General features: G+C 71.1%; 19 protein-coding genes and 1 pseudogene. 2 read left to right on the top strand and 18 right to left on the bottom strand.

Going from position 1 to position 18,978, the window contains the following annotated elements:
* Positions 1–25: 25 nt before the first annotated feature.
* On the top strand, positions 26–913 hold the full coding sequence (locus tag ABZ570_RS02955) for an amidohydrolase family protein (protein ID WP_358056208.1): 888 nt from the start codon (positions 26–28) through the stop codon (positions 911–913).
* Positions 914–1,247: 334 nt separating this feature from the next.
* Here the strand turns inward: ABZ570_RS02955 and ABZ570_RS02960 are convergent, their stop codons facing one another.
* From ABZ570_RS02960 to ABZ570_RS03010, 11 genes and pseudogenes are all read right to left on the bottom strand, one after another.
* Positions 1,248–1,412 carry a hypothetical protein gene (locus tag ABZ570_RS02960; RefSeq protein WP_358056113.1) on the bottom strand — a complete coding sequence of 55 codons (165 nt, stop codon included), beginning with the start codon at positions 1,410–1,412 and terminating at the stop codon, positions 1,248–1,250.
* A 39-nt stretch (positions 1,413–1,451) separates the two neighbouring features.
* Positions 1,452–2,426 (bottom strand): zinc-binding dehydrogenase, encoded by a 975-nt coding sequence (locus ABZ570_RS02965; protein WP_358056115.1) that lies wholly within the window; start codon positions 2,424–2,426, stop codon positions 1,452–1,454.
* A 140-nt stretch (positions 2,427–2,566) separates the two neighbouring features.
* Positions 2,567–2,767, bottom strand: a pseudogene (locus ABZ570_RS02970) (MFS transporter); the annotation flags it as partial.
* Between the two features lie 1,425 nt (positions 2,768–4,192).
* The gene (locus tag ABZ570_RS02975; protein ID WP_358056117.1) at positions 4,193–4,942 is read right to left on the bottom strand and encodes a hypothetical protein; all 750 of its coding nucleotides are present in this window, start codon (positions 4,940–4,942) and stop codon (positions 4,193–4,195) included.
* 61 nt (positions 4,943–5,003) lie between these two features.
* Complete coding sequence (locus tag ABZ570_RS02980; protein ID WP_358056210.1) at positions 5,004–5,597, bottom strand: nucleotidyltransferase family protein; 594 nt, start codon at positions 5,595–5,597, stop codon at positions 5,004–5,006.
* 141 nt (positions 5,598–5,738) lie between these two features.
* Positions 5,739–7,442, bottom strand: a complete 1,704-nt coding sequence (locus ABZ570_RS02985) for a bifunctional 3'-5' exonuclease/DNA polymerase (protein ID WP_358056119.1) — start codon at positions 7,440–7,442, stop codon at positions 5,739–5,741.
* Between the two features lie 81 nt (positions 7,443–7,523).
* The gene (locus tag ABZ570_RS02990) at positions 7,524–8,327 is read right to left on the bottom strand and encodes a carbohydrate ABC transporter permease (RefSeq protein ID WP_358056212.1); all 804 of its coding nucleotides are present in this window, start codon (positions 8,325–8,327) and stop codon (positions 7,524–7,526) included.
* A gap of 163 nt (positions 8,328–8,490) precedes the next feature.
* On the bottom strand, positions 8,491–9,432 hold the full coding sequence (locus tag ABZ570_RS02995; RefSeq protein ID WP_358056121.1) for a sugar ABC transporter permease: 942 nt from the start codon (positions 9,430–9,432) through the stop codon (positions 8,491–8,493).
* A gap of 22 nt (positions 9,433–9,454) precedes the next feature.
* Entirely contained in the window at positions 9,455–10,867 is a 1,413-nt protein-coding gene (ngcE, locus tag ABZ570_RS03000) for an N-acetylglucosamine/diacetylchitobiose ABC transporter substrate-binding protein (RefSeq protein ID WP_358056123.1), read from the bottom strand.
* A gap of 25 nt (positions 10,868–10,892) precedes the next feature.
* On the bottom strand, positions 10,893–11,642 hold the full coding sequence (locus tag ABZ570_RS03005; RefSeq protein ID WP_358056125.1) for an SIS domain-containing protein: 750 nt from the start codon (positions 11,640–11,642) through the stop codon (positions 10,893–10,895).
* Positions 11,639–12,598: a MurR/RpiR family transcriptional regulator gene (locus ABZ570_RS03010; RefSeq protein ID WP_358056127.1), complete on the bottom strand. Its 960-nt coding sequence runs from the start codon at positions 12,596–12,598 to the stop codon at positions 11,639–11,641. Before ABZ570_RS03010 ends, ABZ570_RS03005 begins: the two co-directional genes overlap by 4 nt.
* Positions 12,599–12,796: 198 nt before the next feature.
* Between ABZ570_RS03010 and ABZ570_RS03015 the strand changes: the two genes are divergently transcribed.
* A complete protein-coding gene (locus tag ABZ570_RS03015; RefSeq protein WP_358056129.1) occupies positions 12,797–13,786 on the top strand; it encodes a BadF/BadG/BcrA/BcrD ATPase family protein in 990 nt (329 codons plus the stop codon).
* Between the two features lie 64 nt (positions 13,787–13,850).
* Here ABZ570_RS03015 and ABZ570_RS03020 read toward each other — a convergent pair whose 3' ends face one another.
* The 7 genes from ABZ570_RS03020 to ngcE (ABZ570_RS03050) form a co-directional block, all read right to left on the bottom strand.
* Positions 13,851–14,282: an SRPBCC domain-containing protein gene (locus tag ABZ570_RS03020; protein WP_358056131.1), complete on the bottom strand. Its 432-nt coding sequence runs from the start codon at positions 14,280–14,282 to the stop codon at positions 13,851–13,853.
* Complete coding sequence (locus ABZ570_RS03025; RefSeq protein ID WP_358056133.1) at positions 14,275–14,595, bottom strand: metalloregulator ArsR/SmtB family transcription factor; 321 nt, start codon at positions 14,593–14,595, stop codon at positions 14,275–14,277. Before ABZ570_RS03025 ends, ABZ570_RS03020 begins: the two co-directional genes overlap by 8 nt.
* The gene (locus ABZ570_RS03030) at positions 14,588–14,962 is read right to left on the bottom strand and encodes a glyoxalase superfamily protein (RefSeq protein WP_358056135.1); all 375 of its coding nucleotides are present in this window, start codon (positions 14,960–14,962) and stop codon (positions 14,588–14,590) included. Before ABZ570_RS03030 ends, ABZ570_RS03025 begins: the two co-directional genes overlap by 8 nt.
* Positions 14,963–15,054: 92 nt before the next feature.
* A complete protein-coding gene (locus ABZ570_RS03035; protein WP_358056137.1) occupies positions 15,055–15,423 on the bottom strand; it encodes a hypothetical protein in 369 nt (122 codons plus the stop codon).
* Between the two features lie 90 nt (positions 15,424–15,513).
* Entirely contained in the window at positions 15,514–16,416 is a 903-nt protein-coding gene (locus tag ABZ570_RS03040; RefSeq protein ID WP_358056139.1) for a carbohydrate ABC transporter permease, read from the bottom strand.
* Entirely contained in the window at positions 16,413–17,321 is a 909-nt protein-coding gene (locus ABZ570_RS03045) for a sugar ABC transporter permease (RefSeq protein ID WP_358056141.1), read from the bottom strand. The genes ABZ570_RS03040 and ABZ570_RS03045 overlap by 4 nt, the downstream gene beginning before the upstream one ends.
* A gap of 63 nt (positions 17,322–17,384) precedes the next feature.
* Complete coding sequence (gene ngcE, locus ABZ570_RS03050) at positions 17,385–18,800, bottom strand: N-acetylglucosamine/diacetylchitobiose ABC transporter substrate-binding protein (protein ID WP_358056143.1); 1,416 nt, start codon at positions 18,798–18,800, stop codon at positions 17,385–17,387.
* Positions 18,801–18,978: the final 178 nt, after the last annotated feature.

Raw genomic sequence — 18,978 nt, forward strand, 5'->3', positions numbered from 1 at the left:
ATCCGATGCGTCGGCCGGTTGGGCACTGTCGCCGGCCGAGGACGAGGCGGTGCCCGGCTTCTGGCGGCGGCTGGGGCTGCCCGGGCTGGCCGACGTGCACACCCATTTCCTGCCGCCCCGGCTGCTGCGACGGGTGTGGGCGTACTTCGACGCGGCCGGCCCACTGGTCGGCACAGAGTGGCCGATCCGGTACCGGTGGGACGACGCGCAGCGGGTGGCCCACCTGCGCCGGCTCGGGGTCCGCGCGTTCAGCGCGTTGGCGTACCCGCACCGGCCCGGGATGGCCGAGTCGCTGAACCAGTGGACGCTGGATTTCGCCGCGCGCACCCCCGGCTGTCTCCCCTCGGCGACGTTCTTCCCGGAGCCCGGGGCCGTCCGGTACGTCGGCGAGGCCCTGCACGCCGGGGCGCGGGTGTTCAAGGTGCACATCCAGGTGGGCGGCTTCCCACCCACCGATCCGCTGCTGGGCGAGGTCTGGGGGCTGCTGGCCGACGCGGGTGTGCCGGTGGTGGTGCATGCCGGCCACGCGCCGGCCGGCACTGTCCACACCGGGCCGGCGCCGTTCGCCGCGCTGCTGGCCCGGCACCCCCGGCTGAACGCGATCGTTGCGCACCTGGGCGCCCCCGACTATGCGGCGTTCCTCGAGCTGGCCGAGCGCCACGAGCGGGTCCGGCTGGACACCACCATGGCCTTCACCTCGTTCTTCGACCGGTTCGACCCGTTCCCGGCGGCCGAACTGCCCCGGTTGCGCGAGCTGGGACTGGCCGGCAAGGTGCTGCTCGGCAGCGACTTCCCGAACATCCCCCACCCGTACGCGGAGCAGCTCACCGGGCTGGCCCGGCTCGACCTCGGCGACGACTGGCTGCGGGCCGTGTGCTGGGGCAACGCGGCGAAGCTGTTCCACCTGTCCTGAACCGCCCCGTCGGGTGCCGGGCACCCGACCGACCATCACAGTAGGTAACTAGCGATCCAGCCCGACAGCCCACTGGGGCACCTTCACTCCGCGTGACCCGGCTCGACTCATCTCGCGAGGGGCCGTCGACATCACCGGCTCGCTGACCATCGATGTTGCCCACACCGCCCGATCCGCCGCCCCTCTCCCCCACCCCCCTTTGCTCTGCAGCCACCGACGCATCGGTCGACGCGGAGTAACCGCTGCGTGGATGGCTGCAGAGCAAAGTCATCCCTGCTGCCTCCCGGGATCGTGGAGGGGATCTGACAGACAGTGCTGACTCGCCGTACGCGAGTCACGGTTTGTCAGCGATGGGCAGGCCCAACCGACCCACACGGATGGTCTTGGCCGCTCGGCCGGCCAGCAGCCGGGCGGCGAACCCGACGCCCCGGGCGGTGAGCGTGTACCCGACGACCGGCGGGAGCACGGCGAACCCGGCCACGCCGGCAACCGCCGGCACGCTGGCCGGGTAAACGTCCGTGGCCAGCTGATCCCGCCGCTATGGGGTGATCACGGCACGCCGTCCCCGAAGCTCGCCCTGCTCGATCATGCGGTGCGCCTCGGCGACCTGTGCCAGCGCCAGCGGCACGACCTCGCGCGGGGCCAGGCGTCCGGCGGCGAGCATCCGGTTCACCGCGCCGGCGGCCTCCGCCAGTTCCGCGGTGGTGGCGTGGGAGATGACAAAGCCGGTCACAGTGCGGTCGTTCACGTAGAGCGGCCCGACCGGCAGCACCGGCCGGGCACCGGCGCCGGCGAGCAACACGATCCGCCCGCGACGCGCCAGCAGATCGATGACCGGCTCGAGCTCGTTGCGTCCCGCCGTGTCGAGGTACACGGCGATGCCGTCCGGGCAGGCCGACCTCAGCCGGTCGATCAGGTCGGGGTCCCGATGGTCGAGCACCTCGGCGGCCCCGGTCCGCCGGCAGAACTCGGCGTCGCCGGCCGACGCGGTGGCCACGACGCGGGCGCCGGCCGCCGCGGCGAACGCCACGAGCGCCGCGCCGACGTTGCCGGCACCGCCCGCCACCACCACGGTCTCTCCCAGCCGCAGCCGACCGTGGACGAACAGGGCCAGGTAGGCCGTCGCCGCCGGGTGCAGCACGGTCACCGCGGTCTCCGGCTCGACCTCGGCCGGTAGCCGGTAGAGCCGGTCCACCGGCACGACGGCCTGCTCGGCGGCGGCGCCCTGCCGGCCGTCGTAGCCCAGGCTGTTGCACCACACCAGGTCGCCGGAGCGAAAGCCGGCGGCACCGGGACCCGCTTCGGCGACCCGGCCGACCAGATCGCGGCCGACCACGAACGGGAACGGCAGCGGCGTGGGGAACGCCCCGGAGCGCACGAACGTGTCGACGTGGTTCACGGTGGTGGCGATGACGTCGACCAGGACGTCGGTGGGACCCGGTCGAGGTGCCGGCAGGCCGCCGTACCGGATGTCGGCGGCGGACCCGGTGTGCTCGATGTACGCGGCTCGCATGCCTCCATCTTCGACGGCCCAGCCGCTTCCGGTCTCGATGCGCGGCCGGTTGGTCGACCGGAGGCGACCGGAAGCAGCCAGGGACCGGCGAGGAGTCCGACGGCGACCTGGGCGGCACCCGCGACGACGAGCGTGGGACCGGCGCCGGCCAGGCCGATGACGGCCCCGCCGGCGAGCAGCCCGACCGAGACGGCCCCGTCGTGCACGAGGCTCTCCGCGGCGAAGGCGGCACGCCGTTCCGCCCCTGCGGTGCGGGTGGTGATCAGGCGGTTGAGGGCGGCGATGCCGAGCGGCATGGCGAACCCGCCGAGGGCGGCCAGCGCGGCGATCAGCACGAGCGAGGAGGCAGGCCGGCGGCCACGGGCGAGACCGCGCTACGGATGGGCCGGCTGCTCGGCTGCCCAGTCGTCCTGCCGCGCGGGCTCGCCCTCGCCTACGCGGCCCCGGACGAGCAGATCTCGGCAGCGCCGGTACCGGGTCGCTTCACCCTCTTCCTGGTCACCCGGCGACCCGCGCCGTCCGCCCTGGCGGCGCTGGTGGACGGCCTGGCCGCCCGCCTCGGCCTGCAGGCAACGGGACGGTGATCCGTGGCAGCTCAGCTGTTCTCGCCCCGGCGTGTCGACTTGCTCAGCTGCCAACGTTCGAGGGGTGCACGGGCGATGCCGGCGGTGGTGGTGGGATGTTCACAGCAGAACGACATTCACGAGCAGCGGCACGACCCGAGCACCGAGATCCGCACGCCGCACGAGGGACAGAACTCCGCCGCTCGTGCGGCGATCTCGGGTGGTGCTTGGTGCTTCACGGGTGGCGGAGCCGCGTCGGCTTTGGCCTTACGGTCCGAAGCCGCTTGCTGTAGTGCTCTCCGGGTTTTCGGACCGATCCACTCTTTCTTGGTCCTGGCCCGGCGCCGCTTGACAGCCGGGCTCTCGGTACCTGGTATGCGCATACCGGGCGGCGGCAGAATGCTTCTCACCAGGTCGGTCGACACGTTCGACCAGCCCAGGTCACGGAGGTGACGCGAGATCTCCCAGGTGGCCCACAAGGGTCGACGGACATGAATATCAAGAACCGCTCGGCGGATTTCCTCGATGGGAGGGCGTACCTCGACAGGTCTGGGTGCCGCAGCAGCCACTACCTCCTTGCGGGGCTTCGGCACGCGCCGGAGCTGGGACTGCACCCGGCGTACCGCGAGGGAAATCTCCTTTGGCGTCAGTCGAGCCCAGCCGTCGCCCTTGCGGTGAAGGATCTTCTGCACGGATCCCTGCGTCCGCGAATGCAGAATGGCGGCAATCTCGCTCTCGAGCTCACGGACCGATGGCTTCGGTGCGTGACGAATGGCTGACGACGCCGGGGGCGCCTCCGCCTTGCCTCGTCGCCGTGCGGGAGGCTTGGATTTGATGACCGGCGGTACCGCAGAACGGTCGGGTCCGGCCACGGCCCGATTCAGCCACGCGTCGGGCCCGCGATCGGGAACGTCCTCGTCGGTCCCGTCATCCAGAGAGGAGGAGCCGCGACCGAGGTACCAGTCATTGATCGTACGACCCCTGGCCACCGCGCCCCTTTCGAAGCAGCCGTCGGGACTCCAGGATGCCAGTTGCCGGGTGGAAAGTCATCCTTCCTGGACCTGGCGTGACATCCGCCCGCCCCTTCTCGGGGTGATACGCGATCTCCGGCGACATCGACGGATGATCCTCGAGCGCACGGGACGCTACCGTAGACAACCCAGCGAGAAGAACGCGGAGCGGGCCGGCGGTCACGGCCTGGCATCACGGCCTGGGCAGGTCGGCGCAGAGCTTCCTCGGGAAGGCCGGCTCCACGGTGAGGACCTTCCCGCAGCCGGCCTCCGTCGAGCCGGCGATCGTGGCCCACCCCTGCTCACCGGACCACCGGAGGAAGTAGCGGCGCACGTTGACCGACGGGGTGCAGCCGGGCCGCGCCTCGACGCCGCACGGCATCGGATCGAACGGCACCGTCATGACCAGCCAGGTGCCGTCGCAGCCCTCCGGCGAGCCGACGGAGTGCCGGGACACGTCCATGCCCCGCACCGCGACGTCGATCCAGGCACGGGCACAGTGGTCCGCCGGCATCGGGTCGCAGCCGAACGTCGGGTCGCAGCGCCGGTAGCCCGCGCCGTCGCGTTTCCACGGCTCCTGGTTGAGCACGACGAGCCGGCCGTCGATCGGCCCGGGCGCGGTCAGTGTCACCTCGCCGGGCGTGTGGGTGGGGCAGGCGCCGACCACCCCCGACAGGCGCGAGTCCTGCACCACGTTGGCGTAGATGCGGTTGCTCTCCTCGACGAAGTACTCGACGCGCGGATCGCGGGAGCAACCCTCGGCGTCACCGAGCAGCGCCACGGTCAGCACGAGCGAGCGCGGATCGTCGCTGAGCCGTACGGCGGTGACATCGGCCTGGAAGGTCCCCCAGCCGGTGTCCTCGCTGGAACTGGGCGCGGTGCCCGGCACGGCGCAGCCGACGAGCGCGGCCAGGCACAGCAGGGCGGTGGCGAGTCGACGCATGGGAATGAGTATTGCCGCTGCCCGGTCCGTCGCATCCGTACGGATACTCAGGTCCCCAGCCTCAGACGCCGACCCGCTGCTCCGGAATGGAGAGGCCGTAGAGGGCCATCAGCTCGGGGCTGTCGATCCGGCTGCCGTCGGCAACCGCGTCGCAGGCGATGTCGACGATCTGGTCCTTGTGCGCCAGCAGGTACGGCCGGGCGCCGACGTCCGCGCTGGCCAGGGTGGCGATACCCGACCAGTGCCGGCGGCCGAAGAGCATCGGGTAGCCGCGCAGCCCGTCGTAGGTGGCGCAGACCAGCACGTCCGGGTACGGCAGGGCGGCCACCCGCCGGATCGCGGCGGCGGTGAGCCCGGGCATGTCGACGGGCACCACGACGACCGCCTCGATCCCCTCGTCGGTCAACGCGGCCAGACCGGCCCGGATCGACGAGCCCACCCCGGTCCCCCACGCCCGGTTGACCACCACGGTGGCCCCGGCCAGGTTCGTTGTCTCCCGAACCTGGTCGGCCGCCGCGCCCAGCACGACCACGACCTGCTCGCAGCCCGCCTCGCCCATCGTGTCGATCATCCGGCTGATCAGAGGCTTCTCCCCCTGGTGCAGCAACGCCTCAGGTCCGCCGATGCGGCGGCCCCCACCAGCGGCGATGATCATTCCTGCGATCCGGTTCAGCTGAGCCCCCTCGGCCAGGGGGACGGGCCGGCGCTGCAGCATCCGGTCCGTCCCGTCGTACGCACACCGGACCAACGAGCGCCCCCACGAACGGGTAGCGGGGCAAAACGGGAATTTGTGGGACTATGCCGCGTCGGCGTAGCAGTCGACGGTGGACAGGTCGAGCGGGAAGCGGACCGGGGTGTCGCCGAAGAGCAGCCGGGTGGCCTGGGCGCCCGCGGCGGTCACCGCCGCCACGACGGCCTCGGCCCGCTCGGCCGGGCAGTGCGCGATCACCTCGTCGTGCTGGAAGAAGACCAGCTCGGCCCCGGTGCCCGCGAGAGCCGGCCGGAGCGTGGCCAACAGCGTGGAGGCCCACTCGGCGGCGGTGGCCTGGATGACGAAGTTGCGGGTGAACCGGCCGCGGGAGCGGGCCGCCCGGACCCGTGGGCTCTGCGGATCCGCCCCGGCGTCCGGATCCGCCTCCTCCCCACCGCCGAGGCCCACCGACCCCGGCGGGCAGGTCCGCCCCAGCCACGACCGCACCAGCCCGCCCGCCTCACCGGTGCGGGCCGCCGCCTCCACGTACCCGAACGCCGTCGGGTAGTTCCGCTTGAGCACGGCGAGGGCGGGCACCGCCGCGCCGCCGGTCTGCCCGTACATCGCACCGAGCAGGGCCACCTTGGCGCGGGCCCGGTCACCACCGAAGGCGTCCCGCGCCAGCGCGGCGTACAGGTCGCCGCTGCCGCCGGCGGCGGCCAGCCGCTCGTCCCCGGAGACCGCGGCGAGCACCCGCGGTTCGAGCTGCCCCGCGTCGGCCACCACGAACGTCCAGCCGGGATCGGCCACCACCGCCCGCCGGATCACCTTCGGGATCTGCAGCGCCCCGCCGCCGCGGGTGGCCCAGCGGCCGGAGACCACCCCACCCGGCACGTACTCCGGATGGAACCGGCCGCCGGAGACCCAGGCGTCCCGCCAGGCCCAGCCGTGCGCCGTCCAGATCCGGTAGAGCTCCTTGTATTCCAGGACCAGCGGCACCGCGGGATGCTCCACCCCGCGCAGCGCCCAGGCCCGGGTGTTCGGCAACTCCACGCCGGCCCGGGCGAACGCCTTCAGCAGCTCGGCCGGAGAGTCGGCGTGCAACTGGCGTACGCCGAACGCCTCGGCGATCCGGGCGGCCAACTCGGCCAGCCGGCGCGGCGGCCCGCCGAGCGGGGACGCCTCACCGAGCAGCTCGGCGAGGATCTCGTCGTGCACGTCGGCCCGCCACGGCAGGCCCGCCGCGCCCATCTCGGCGGCGATCAGTGCGCCGGCCGACTCGGCGGCGACCAGCAGCCGGAACCGGCCGGGGTGGGCGGTCACCGCGATCCGGGTGAGCTGGTCCGCGTACACCTGGGTCAACGCCTCGATGCCCGGACCGGGCGGGCCGGACGGCGCGTCGAAGAGCGCGCCCTGGCCGTGGCCGGGCGGCTCCGGCGGGCGGGGTGCCGGGTCCGGCGGCACCGGCGCGCCGGTCAGCCGGGCCCAGGCGGCGGCGAGCGAGCGGGGCTCGCCCCAGCGGCCCGCGTACCCCAGTAGCAGCGCCTCGGTGAGCTCGACGTCGTGGCAGCGGTCGAGCCGTACGCCGGCGCGCAGCAGCGCCGGGTAGAGCGGAGCGCCGGTGGCCCAGACCCAGCGGGGGTGCTCGGCGGCCTCCCGGGCGGCCACCGCGGCGGCCAGGTCGGCGACCGGCTCGGGCGGGCCGGCGGGCCGGCCGGCCGGGTCGAGGGTTTGCAGCACGCCCCCGCCCCGCTCGTCCGACACCACCGCCACCAGCACGAACGCGATTCTGCCTCGCCCCTCCGACACTCCCGACGGAAGGAGGGGCCCCTTGTTAACGCCTAATGCATAAGAAGGGGCCCTTCCTAACCGCGGAGCCGGCGGCGGGGGTTACTTGCCGACTCCGGCGGTGAGGCCGGACTGGACCTGGCGTTGGAAGACGATGTACACGATCAGTACCGGCAGCATGGCCATGGTGACGCCGGCGAACAGACCGGACCAGTCGGACTTGTAGCCCTGATTGACCGACAGCTCGATCAGCCCCTGGGAGATCACCTGGTTCTTCGGCTCGCCGCTGAGCGACTGCATGAGCAGGGTCGGCAGGTACCACTGGTTCCACTGGCCGAGCACGTTGAAGATGCCGATGCTGATCAGGCCGGGCTTGGCCATCGGCAGCATCACGCTGAAGAAGGTCCGGGTGTGCGAGGCCCCGTCGACCATGGCCGCCTCGGCGATCGAGTCGGGCAGCGTCCGGAAGAACGAGTGCATGAAGAAGACCGTGAAGGCCAGCGACCAGGCCACGTAGACCAGGATCAGCATGAGGTGCTTGTTCGGGCCGAGCAGCGGGAAGCTGATCCCCAGGTTGTAGACGCCCTTGAACAGCGGCACCGCGGCCAGGTAGATCGGCAGGGTGAGGCCGGAGAGGAACATGTAGTAGATCAGCCGGTTCCCGGGGAACTCGTAGCGGGCCAGTGCGTAGGCGGCCATCGAGCCGAGCAGCATGGTCAGGGTGACGCTGCCGGCCAGCACCAGCACCGCGTTGAGGAAGAACGACCCGAGGTGCCCGTCGGTCCACGCGCGGGCGAAGTTGTCCCAGTGCAGCTCGCTCGGGATCAGGGAGAGCGGCTCGCGGATGACCTCCGAGTCGCCCTTGAGGGCCGACATCACCACCCACAGCAGCGGGTAGATCACCATCAGGGCCCAGACCACCAGGAACAGGTGGGAGAAGCCGTTGAAGATCTTGGCGCCCACCCCGGCGCGGTGGGCCTCCCCCCGCCGTACGGGTGCCGGGCGGGACGGCCGGGCCTGGTCGGCCTGGCTGAGGCCGTGCGTCGCCGTGCTCATCGTCGCGCCTCCTTCAGAACTCGATACGTTCACGACGGGTGATCCTCAGCTGCAGCGCGGCGAGCAGAATCGTGAAGACGGCCAGCGCGACACCCATCGCGCAGGCGTAGCCGAACTGGCCCTTCTGGAACGCGGTGAAGTTGAGCACCGACGCGAAGATCTCGCTGGCGTGGTTCGGGCCGCCCTGGCTCGGCGTCATGACGAAGACCAGGGCGTACATGTCCAGCGCGATGAAGCCCAGGTAGACCCAGGCGACCGAGATGGTGTCCCGCAGCAGCGGCAGGGTGATCCGGAAGAAGGTGTGCAACCTGCTCGCCCCGTCGAGGATGGCCGCCTCGTAGATGTCCTTCGGGATCGACTGCATCGCCGCGGAGAAGAGCACCATGTAGAAGCCGGCCCCGCTCCACACCGCGATGAGCAGCAGCCACCACAGCACCGCCGGTACGCCGAGGAAGGGCTCCGGATCGGCGGTGAACGCAATCGGATTGTCCGGGTCGACCAGCCCGATCTTGATCAGCATCCCGTTGATCAGACCCTGGCCGTCGGTCCGGTAGATCTGCTGCCACATCACGGCGATGACCACCAGCGACAGCACCTGCGGGAAGAAGAAGATGATTTTGTACACCGAGGAGCCGAACACCCCGCGGATGCCGGCCCTGTCCTCGCGTCCGCCCACGTTGAGCAGGAACGCGAGGAACAGGGCCAGCGCGATGGTGAACAGCGGCACGGTGACCAGGAAGAAGACGTTGTGCCAGAACGCCTTCCTGATCAGCTCGTCGGAGAACAGCCGGACGTAGTTCTCCAGCCCGACGAAGCGCTGGGAATCCGAGTACCCACCCCAGTCGGTCAGCGAGTATCCCGCCGCCTGCGCGAACGGCCACACCACGTAGAACAGGTACAGCGCGACGGGCAGGGCCAGGAAGCCCGTGACGAAACGTGCGACTCCGTGCCGCATGAGAACCACTCTCTCGATCGGATCAGGCGGTGCGGGTCTGCTTCTTGATCGACGAGTCCTTGGCGACCTTGTCGGCGGCCGCCTGCATCTTGTCGACGAACTGCTGAGCGGTGAGGCGGCCGGCCATCAGCTCCTCGGACAGGTTCTGGCTCTCCTTGTCCAGGTCGGCGTAGAAGTCCTGGAACTTGACCGAGATGAGCTCGCTGCCGCCGTTCTTCATCAGCTCGTTGGCGCTGGAGAGCGCCGAGTCCTGCACGTTGTCGCCGGAGCCCTTGGTGGAGGCCAGCGACTTTGTCAGCTCGGCGAACTTGGCCGAGCCCTCCTTCGACAGGATCGCCCGCAGGAACTCCTTGGCGGCCGCCTTGTTGGGGGCCTTGCTCGGCACGACGAAGCCCTCGCCGGAGGCGGCGAAGACGTCCTTCGGTGCCTTGTCGTCCGAGTTGGACCAGTAGTCGGAGAGGGTCATCTCGAACCCCGGCGGGATGGTCGCCGCCATCTCGTTCTTCAGCCAGGTGCCGACCTGGATGAACGCCGCCTTGCCGTCGAGCCACGCCTGCTGCGACTGGGTGTGGTCGAGCTTGCCCGGCAGGAGCAGCTTGTCCTTGACCAGCTTCTCCCACGGCTCCAGCGCCTTGAGCACCCCGTCGGCCTTCCAGGCGTTGTCCTTGAGGTTGTCGATGTCGATGATGACCTGCTTGCCCGCGGTCTTCCAGATGCTCGCCATGAGCGCCCAGCGGGGGTAGTAGCCGTGGACCGCGTCGTGGACGTACGGCGCCATGCCCTTCGCCTTGATCTTGGGGGCGAGCGCGAAGAACTCCTCCCAGGTCGTCGGCGCCTGCCAACCCTCCTTCTTGAACAGCGCGGCGTTGTACCAGTTGCCCCAGACCGTGAACGCCACGTTCACGACGTAGAACTTTCCGTTCTGGCTGCCGTCGTTGACCGTGCCGGGCAGCAGCGTGTCGGCCACCGTGCCCTCGCCGTCCCAGGCGGGGGCGGTGAGCAGGTCGTCGAGCGGCTCGATGGCGCCCTCGTTGATCAGCGTGCTGCGGTCCATCATGTCCGCACCCGAGTTCATGACCAGGTCGCTCGGCTGCGTCGCCATCTTCGGCTGCTCTTCGGTCTTGATCTTCTGGGTGGAGCTCATGTTGACCGTGATGTTCGGGTGCTTGGCGTTGAAGACGACCTTGTCCTCCTTCGCCCACTGGTCACCGAGGCCACCGTTGAAGATGACCACCTTGACCGCGCTGCCGTCCTTGACACCGAACGGGTTGTCCTTGCTCTTCGCGCCGCCGGAGTCGTCGGACTTGCCCGGCTCGCTGCCGGCGCAGGCGCTGAGCAGGCCCATCGCCGGGGTGGCGAGCAGGCCGGCCGCGGCGGCCCGCCGCAGCAGGGTCCGGCGGCTGAGATCGCCGAGGTTCTCGGGAGTAACCGACATCTTCGTCTCTCCTTGTGGTGTCGGGTCAGGCGGTGCGCCGGAGGCGCCCGGCGTACCGCGACTCGAGGGCGAGGTTGTGCTCGTCCCCACCGGGGACGTTGGCGGAGAGGTAGATAGGGGGTACCTCCCCGGCCTGGTGGAACCGTCGTACGACCTCGGCGGTCAGCAGCTGCGCCAGCAGCGCCGCGGTGACCGACGAAACCGCACAGACCGCGCCGCCGCCCTCGAGCGGCAGCAGTGCGTCGCCGTACGGCGCGCCGTTGTCCAGCACGACGTCGGCGAGGTCGGCGAGCCGGTGCCCGGACGGGTGCCGAGGGGCGACCCGGGCGGTGTGCTCGACCGAGGTGACCGCGATCAGCGGGTGGCCGTGTTCCCGGACCAGCGCCGCCAACTCGACCACCGAGCCGTTGATGCCGGACTGGGAGGCGACCACGAACACGTCCTCGGGCTGCGGTGCCGCGAGGGCGTAGAGCTGCTGCGCCACCGCCGGGTCGCGTTCCAGCTTCGGGTCGGCGAGCACGTCGCGGGGCGCGTCGCCGTGCAGCACGAGATCGTGCAGGGAGAGTCGGTTGGTGGGGACCAGGCCGCCGGCCCGAGCCACCAGCTCGGCCGCGAACGCCGCCGAGTGGCCGGCGCCGAAGGCCTGGAGCACCCCGCCGGCGCGCAGCCCGGCGGCGATCAGGTCGGCCGCCCGGTCGACCGCGTCGGTCTGGGTGTCGACCACCCGGTCGAGCACCGGCCGGACCGCCTCCGCGTACCGTCGGGCACTGATCATGGCGCGGCCCCCTTCGCGGCCTTGTGCCCGTCGACGGCCTGGGCGGTACGCCGGAAGGCCGCGTGGGCACGGTCGTGGGTACGCTGCGCCACCGCGATGTAGAGCAGGTCGAGCACGACGAGCTGCGGGTGCCGGGCGGAGAGCGCGTCGGGCCGGAAGGTGGTGGCCTGGCTGGCGGTGACCAGCACGATGTCGGCCAGCTCGGCCAGCGGCGAGCGGGGGAAACCGGTCAGCGCGACGGTGGTGGCTCCCCGGCTGCCCGCCTCGGCGAGCAGCTCGATGGTCTCCCGGGTCTGCCCGGTGTGCGAGATGCCGAGCGCCACGTCGCCGGTGCCGAGCAGCGCGGCGCTCGCCAGCCCTTCGTGCACGTCGCTCCAGGCCCAGGCGGCCACCCCGATGCGGTGCAGGCTGAACTGCATCTCCTCGCCGACCAGAGCGCTGCCGCTGGCGCCGAAGATGTTCACCCGGCTCGCGCCGGCGATGGCCACCGCGGCCCGCTCCACCTCCGCGAGATCGAGCAGCGCGGCGGTGTCGTGCATGGCCCGGGTGTCGGCGGCCATGATCTGGTCGAGGACCCGGGACAGCGGATCGCTGGGCTGGATCTCCCGGCCGATGTCGACGGTCCAGCCGGCGGAGCGGGCCCGGCCGGTCTCCGCCGCGATCCCCAGCCGCAGGTCGGCGTAGCCCTCGAAGCCCATCGCCCGGCAGAACCGGGTGATGGTCGCCGGTGAGGTGCCGCTGCGCTCGGCCAGCTCCACGATGGTGGCCCGGGCCGCCGCCTCCGGGTCGCTGAGCACGTGCTCGGCGACCCGGCGCAGCGCCCCCGTCAGCTCCCCCGCCCCGGCCCGGACCCTGGCCAGCACGCCGTCGGAGGAGACCGCCGCACCCCGCCGGTCGACCGCTTCGGCGTCGACCACCGCGGTCCCCGCGGAGGTGTCCACCTCGTGATCAACCATGGGAGGCCTTTCGGAAAAGAGTGTTAACTGTTAGTGGTAAAAGTTCTTACTGAATGGCCCTCCGTGTCAAGACCGTGGGCGAAGTTTTCAAACTGTTACCTGGCGCACAGCCGGCCGCCGGCCCGTGGATCTTGCTTCGACCCGCCGGGCCAGCCAGCATGAAGGGCCACCAGGCCCGAGCACAGAGAGGCCCACCGGATGTCCGACAACGTCGTGGTCGGCCTCGACGTCGGGGGTACGTCCACCCGCGCCGCCGCCCTCAGCCTCGACGGCGAACGCCTCGGCGTCGGCCGGGCCGGTGGCGGCAACCCGACCAGTCACGGCGCCGAACGGGCCGCCGTCGAACTGCTCGCCGCGCTGCGCGCCGCGCTCGCCGACGTCGACCCGACCCGGGTACGCGCCGGCACCATCGGCCTCGCCGGAGCCGGCCGGCTGCTCGCCGACCCGCAGGGCCGCGCCGCCTTCGACCGCGCCTGGGCCGACGCCGGCCTGCGCTGCCCGTACACGGTGCACGGCGACGCCCTGGTCGCGTACGCCTCGGGCACCGCGGCCCCGGACGGCACCGTGCTCATCGCCGGCACCGGCGCGATCGCCGCCCAGGTCCGCGACCTGCGCCTGGACCGTACCGCCGACGGGCACGGCTGGCTGCTCGGCGACGCCGGCTCCGGATTCTGGCTGGGCCGGGAGGCGGTCCGCCGGCTGCTGTCCGACCTGGACCGCGCCGACCCGCCCGGCGAACTGGCCCGTCGGGTGCTCGCCGAGCTGACCGGCTCCGAGGAGGTGGCGGCCCGTCCGCGGGCGACGGCCGAGGCGGTGGTGCAGGTGGTCACCCGGCGCCCCCCGGTCGAGCTGGCCCGGCTCGCGCCGCTGGTGGTGACCGCGGCCCGGGAAGGCGAACCGGCCGCCCTGGCGCTCATCCGGGAGGCCGCCGCGCTGCTCGCCGAGAGCGTCACCCGGATCCGCCCGGCCGGAGTGGCCGATCCGGTCGTGCTCGGCGGCGGGCTGCTCACCGGGGACACCCCGCTCGCCGACGCGGTCCGCGCCGAGCTGGCCCGCCGCTGGCCGGACGCGGCGCTGCACAGCGCCGGGGACGGGGCCGCGGCGGCCGCCTGGCTCGCCGCCCGCCACCTGCCCGAGGTCACCGACCCGGCCGCCCTGCACGCCGTGCTGGTCCCGCCGGCCGCCTGACCCCCGCGCCCCGCGCCCCGCGCCCCGCGAACCGGATGAATCGCTTGCGGTGGCGGCGCCAGGGTCAGGCCAGGTGGGTGAGCGCCTGCTCCAGGCGGCGCCAGACGTGGCTGCGCCAGCCGCCGTCGAGCAGGGTGAAGGTGCGCCGCTGCACCGGGTCCTCCGGATCGAAGCCGGCGTGCTCGAGGAAGAGTCGGGTGCCGCGCCCCTCGGGCACCAGCGTCCAGGTGACCACGGTGTCCAGCTGGCCGCCCCGCCAGGCCCACCGCAACCGGCGCGGCTCGTCCAGCTCCAGCACCTCGCAGTGGACCACGCCGTCGAAGCCCTGTCCTGGGCGCGGGGTGGTGCGGAAGGTGAATCGGTGCCCCGGTACGGGGCGGAAGTCGTTCGGCATCAGCCAGCGAGCAAGCAGATCAGAATCGGTCAGCGCTCGCCAGACCTTGGCCGGCGGGTGGGCCAGGAACTGGTCCACCGCGATGGCTGCCGGCTCACTCATCGGGCAGCCCGTCCAGCACCTCCCGCAGGTCGGCCAGGCGAGCCCGCCAGAACCGCTCGTACGGGCCGAGCCAGTCGGCCACCTGGCGCAACGGCTCGGGCCGCAGCGCGTAGAACCGCTGCCGGCCGACCGGCTGCTCGGTCACCAGCCCGGCATCCTTGAGCACCCGCAGGTGCTCGGAGAGGCTGGGTCGGCGCATGTCGAAATGGTCCGCGAGCTGCTGCACCGGCTGCTCACCCCGCTCCAGCAGGAGCCGGAGCACCTCCCGCCGGGTGGGGTTGGCCAGCGCCGCGAAGACGTCCCCCTCAGACACGGGTCGCCTGGAGCACGATGCCGTTGCCGTCCGGGTCGTCGAAGGTGACGTACCGGCCCCAGGGGGCGGTCTGGATGCCGTCGTCGGCGAAGACCACGCCCCGTTCGCGCAGCCGGGCCACGTCACCGTCGAGGTCGTCGGTCTCCAACACCAGCCCCTTCAGCGACCCGGGCGGCATGCTCGGAAACCAGGTGACCAGGGTCAATGCGGTCGCCGCGCCCTTCGGCGCGACCTGGACCCAGCGGCCGCCGGGGCCCATCGGGTTGTCCCAGACCAGGTCGAAGCCGAGCAGGTCGACGTAGAAGTCGCGGGCCCGGTCCTGGTCACTGACGGGTACGGAGACGAGTTGCACGTGGGTCACGGTCATGCCACCACGATAGGTAGGAGATTTCCTACCAGTCAAATCGAAGGTGGGCCGGCCGACCACCGTCGACCGGCCCACCTGCCGCGTGCGCCCCGTCAGGCGGTCGGCTGGCCCGGCTGCTGGCCGTAGCCGGGCTGGCCCTGCGGGGCCGGCTGGCCGTAGCCGAACTGGCCCGGCTGGGCCGGCCCGGCGACCGGCTGCGCCGCCGCCTCCTCCCGGGCCTGCTTGCGCGCCTTGATCGCCCGGATGATCAGCAGGATCGGCAGCACGAAGACGTAGATGAAGATCCGGTACTCGCCGCCCTCGAAGAGGAACGTCAGGTAGAAGCCGTAGCAGAAGAAGGCCACGCCGACGACGACGTTCAGGACTCGGGCGAGAGTGCCCTGCTCTTTGATCGCCAGACCGGTGACGACCATCGCGATGCCGCCGAGCAGCAGCAGCAGCGCGTAGATGAGAAAGAACATGTGATTCCTGTCAATTCGATGGATGTGCCGGCCCACGATAGAGGAGCCGCGTTCGGCCGCGCTGCCCCGTTGCCTGTGGCAACCGCCACCTCATTTGAGCTGGCCGGCGGTGAGGCCGGTCTGGATCTGCCGCTGGAACGCCACGTAGACCACCAGCACCGGCAGCGTGGCGATGGTCAGGCCGGCGAACAGGCCGCTGAAGTCGCCCTGGTAGCCCTGGCTCACCGCGAGCGCCGTGAGGCCCTGGGCCAGGACGTACTTCGAGTCGTCGCCCTGCATGAGCACCTGCGGCAGGATGAACTGGTTCCAGTGACTGAGGAAGTTGAAGATCGCCACACTGATCAGTCCCGGACGCGCCATCGGAAGCATCACCCGGAAGAAGAGCCGGAAGTGGCCGCAGCCGTCGATCAGGGCCGCCTCCGCGACCGCGGTCGGCAGGGTGCGGAAGAACGCGGTCAGGAAGAAGACCGTGAACGGCAGCGAGTACGCCGCGTACACCAGCATGAGGCCGGTCCAGGTGCCGAGCAGGCCGGAGTTGCGGACCACGAAGAAGAGCGGCACGAGGGCGAGGAAGACCGGGAACATCATGCCGCCGACGAACAGGTAGTAGGCCAGCTGACGGCCGCGGAACTCGTAGCGTGCGAAGACGTACGCCGCGGTCGCGCCGAGCAGCATCGTCAGCGTGAGCGAACCGGCCACCACGATGGCGCTGTTGAGGAAGTACTGGCCGATGTGCGCCTCGGTCCACGCCCGGGCCCAGTTCTCCAGTCGCAGCGCGCCGGGCAGGCCCCACGGGTCGGAGAGGATCTCGCCGTCGCTCTTGAACGAACTGAGGAACATCCACAGCAGCGGCAGCACGGTCAGCGCACCCCAGACCAGCAGGAAGGCGTGCGACGCGACGTTCACCACGCCCAACTCGCGGGCCGGCCCGCGGTCACGGCGCGCCCGGCCCGGCTCGGCGCCCGTCGCGGCGGGCCTGTCCAGCGTGGTCATGAGAACTCGATCCTCTCGCGTCGGGCGGCCCGCAGCGCCAGCACCGCCACCGTGAGGGTCAGGAAGAACATCACCACGCCGATCGCCGAGGCGTACCCGAACTTGCTCTCGCTGCCGAACGCGGTCTCGTACATCCGCAGCCCGATGACGTCGGAGGAGAAGTTCGGCCCGCCGTTCGTCATCTGCTGGACGAGGATGAAGCCGTCCAGCGCGGCGATGGCCAGGTAGATCCAGGCGACCTGCACGGTGTCCCAGAGCAGCGGCACGGTGATCCGGCGCAGCGTGACCCAACGGGACGCGCCGTCGAGCAGGACCGCCTCGTAGATGTCCCGCGGGATGGCGGACATCGCGGCGCCGAAGAGCACCACGTAGAAGCCGACGTTGCTCCACACCATCACCGCCAGCACGCACCAGAAGGCGGTCCGCGGATCACCGAGCCAGGTCGGCGTGGGCAGGCCGACGGCGCTCAGCGCGCCGTTGAGCAGGCCGTTGTTCGGGTGGTAGATCTCCCGCCAGAGCAGCGCGATGATCACCACCGAGAGCACCTGCGGGAAGAAGTACACCAGCCGGTAGAAGGCGCTGCCGCGCGCCCCGGTCACCCCGGCCCGGTCCCCACGGCCGCCCATCGACAGCATGGTGGCGAAGAACAGGCCGAGGCCGATGGTCAGCACCGGCACCACGGCGAGCAGGATGGCGTTGTTGCCGATCGCGTTCCACACCCGATCGTCGTGCAGCATGGCCCGGAAGTTGGCCAGGCCGACCGGGTCCGCCTTGGCCGAGTAGCCCAGCCAGTTCGTCGTCGAGATCTGGAACGCCTGCAGGTACGGCGAGATCACGAACAGGACGTAGAGCGCCAGCGGCGGCAGCAGGAACGTGATGATCAGCGGGTACTTGCCATGTCGCACGAGGGGATCCTTCTTCAACCGGCCGGGGTGGGGGCGGGCGGGGCGCCCACCCCCACCAGAGGGCTAGGCGGCCCGCTTGTACTTCTTGATCGAGCTGTCCTGGGCGATCGAGTCGGCGCCCTTCTGGCACTGGTCGAGGAACTCGTCCGGGCCGATCCGCCCGCTGAAGAACTCGCCACAGGCGGCGTCCACGAGCTCGCGTTCCAGCTTGCGGTAGTAGTTGTTGTAGACCCAGTTGAAGCCGTTGGAGCCGGACGCGTCCAGCGCCTTCGACACGGTGCTCAGGCCGAACGGCAGCTCGACGCCCTCGGTGGCGCCGGCGATAACGGGCAGGCTGGAGACCTTCTTGGTGAAGTCCTGGGCGCCCTTCTTGGAGAGCATCACCCGCATGTACTCCAGGCCGCCGGCGACGTTCTTGGCCTTGGCCGGGACCATGAACGGCTCGCCCGCGGTGCCCCGGATCGCCTCGAACGGCAGCTTGTCGCCGCTGCCCAGGCTGGGCGTGGGCGCGATGGACATGTTGAAGCCGGCCGGGGTGACCTTCGCCTGCTCGTTCTCCAGCCAGGAGCCGCAGGAGATGAAGGCGGCCTTGCCCTGGCACCAGGCCGTCTGCGACTGGATGTGGTCCAGGCCCGGCGAGCCGTCCAGGATGTACTTGTCCTTGACGATCTGGTGCCACGCGTCGGCCGCCGCCTTCATCGCGTCGGACTTCCACGCGTTCGGCTCGAGGTTGTCGATCGCCAGCGCCACCGACGGCCCGCCGAACTTGATCGCCGTGGCGATCACCGGCCAGCTCATGTAACGGGGGTGCTTGCCCGCGTACGTCCACGGGGCGATGCCGGCGGCCTTGATCTGCTTGCAGAGCGCGATGTGCTCGTCCCAGGTCTTCGCGTACTGCCAGTTACGCTCGGTGAAGAGCTTGGTCGAGTACCAGATGCCGTACGCGGTGTACGTGTAGTTGAGGACGAGGAACTTCCCGTCGTACGAGCCGACCTCGACGGTGCCGGGCAGCAGCGTGTCGCGCACCGTCTTGCCGGGGATGTCGAGGCTCGGCGCGTCGAGCAGCTCACCCAGGTCGGCGATGGCGTTCTGGCTGACCAGGCCGTTGAAGTCGATCTGCCCGGCGCCGGAGTTGTTCACCACGTCCGGCGGGTTGCCGTCGACGAAGCGCGGCTGCAGGGTCTTGTTGATCTCCTGAGTGGCCGCGTGCTTGATCTCGGCCTTGGGGTACTTCTCCTTGTACATGGCCTCGTGGGCCTTGGCGTACTCCTCACCGAAGCCGCCGTTGAAGATCACCACCTCGAGCGGGGCGTCCTCCTTGACGCCGAGCGGGTTCTGCTCGCTCTTGGTGCCCTTGTAGGTCTCGGCGTCCTTCTTGTCGTCGCCGCCGGAGGTGGCGCAGCCGGCCAGCAGACCGGCGGCGGGGGTGGCCAGCAGGCCGGCGGCGGCGGTACGCCGCAGGATGTCACGCCTGTTCATCGCATCTCCTCGGTTCGGGTACGGGGCGGCCCGCCGAGGGTGGGGGTACGGCGGCCGCGGCGTCGAGGCACGGGGGTGTGCGTGTTGCTTGTCTTCACTTTTTCAGATCTTGCTGAAGAATTTCTACGACAGCCGGGCGCGGACCACAAGACCCGACAACCGAACCGTTATCACCGCA

The organism is Micromonospora sp. NPDC007271 (genome assembly GCF_040634005.1).
Classification (GTDB): Bacteria; Actinomycetota; Actinomycetes; order Mycobacteriales; family Micromonosporaceae; genus Micromonospora.

Coding starts and splice junctions, on each gene's coding strand:
- ABZ570_RS02965 (WP_358056115.1), bottom strand. CDS start 2,426: ATGCGAGCCGCGTACATCGAGCACACCGGGTCCGCCGCCGACATCCGG.
- ABZ570_RS02975 (WP_358056117.1), bottom strand. CDS start 4,942: ATGCGTCGACTCGCCACCGCCCTGCTGTGCCTGGCCGCGCTCGTCGGC.
- ABZ570_RS02980 (WP_358056210.1), bottom strand. CDS start 5,597: ATGATCATCGCCGCTGGTGGGGGCCGCCGCATCGGCGGACCTGAGGCG.
- ABZ570_RS02990 (WP_358056212.1), bottom strand. CDS start 8,327: ATGGTGATCTACCCGCTGCTGTGGGTGGTGATGTCGGCCCTCAAGGGC.
- ABZ570_RS02995 (WP_358056121.1), bottom strand. CDS start 9,432: ATGCGGCACGGAGTCGCACGTTTCGTCACGGGCTTCCTGGCCCTGCCC.
- ngcE (WP_358056123.1), bottom strand. CDS start 10,867: ATGTCGGTTACTCCCGAGAACCTCGGCGATCTCAGCCGCCGGACCCTG.
- ABZ570_RS03005 (WP_358056125.1), bottom strand. CDS start 11,642: ATGATCAGTGCCCGACGGTACGCGGAGGCGGTCCGGCCGGTGCTCGAC.
- ABZ570_RS03010 (WP_358056127.1), bottom strand. CDS start 12,598: ATGGTTGATCACGAGGTGGACACCTCCGCGGGGACCGCGGTGGTCGAC.
- ABZ570_RS03015 (WP_358056129.1), top strand. CDS start 12,797: ATGTCCGACAACGTCGTGGTCGGCCTCGACGTCGGGGGTACGTCCACC.
- ABZ570_RS03020 (WP_358056131.1), bottom strand. CDS start 14,282: ATGAGTGAGCCGGCAGCCATCGCGGTGGACCAGTTCCTGGCCCACCCG.
- ABZ570_RS03030 (WP_358056135.1), bottom strand. CDS start 14,962: ATGACCGTGACCCACGTGCAACTCGTCTCCGTACCCGTCAGTGACCAG.
- ABZ570_RS03035 (WP_358056137.1), bottom strand. CDS start 15,423: ATGTTCTTTCTCATCTACGCGCTGCTGCTGCTGCTCGGCGGCATCGCG.
- ABZ570_RS03040 (WP_358056139.1), bottom strand. CDS start 16,416: ATGACCACGCTGGACAGGCCCGCCGCGACGGGCGCCGAGCCGGGCCGG.
- ngcE (WP_358056143.1), bottom strand. CDS start 18,800: ATGAACAGGCGTGACATCCTGCGGCGTACCGCCGCCGCCGGCCTGCTG.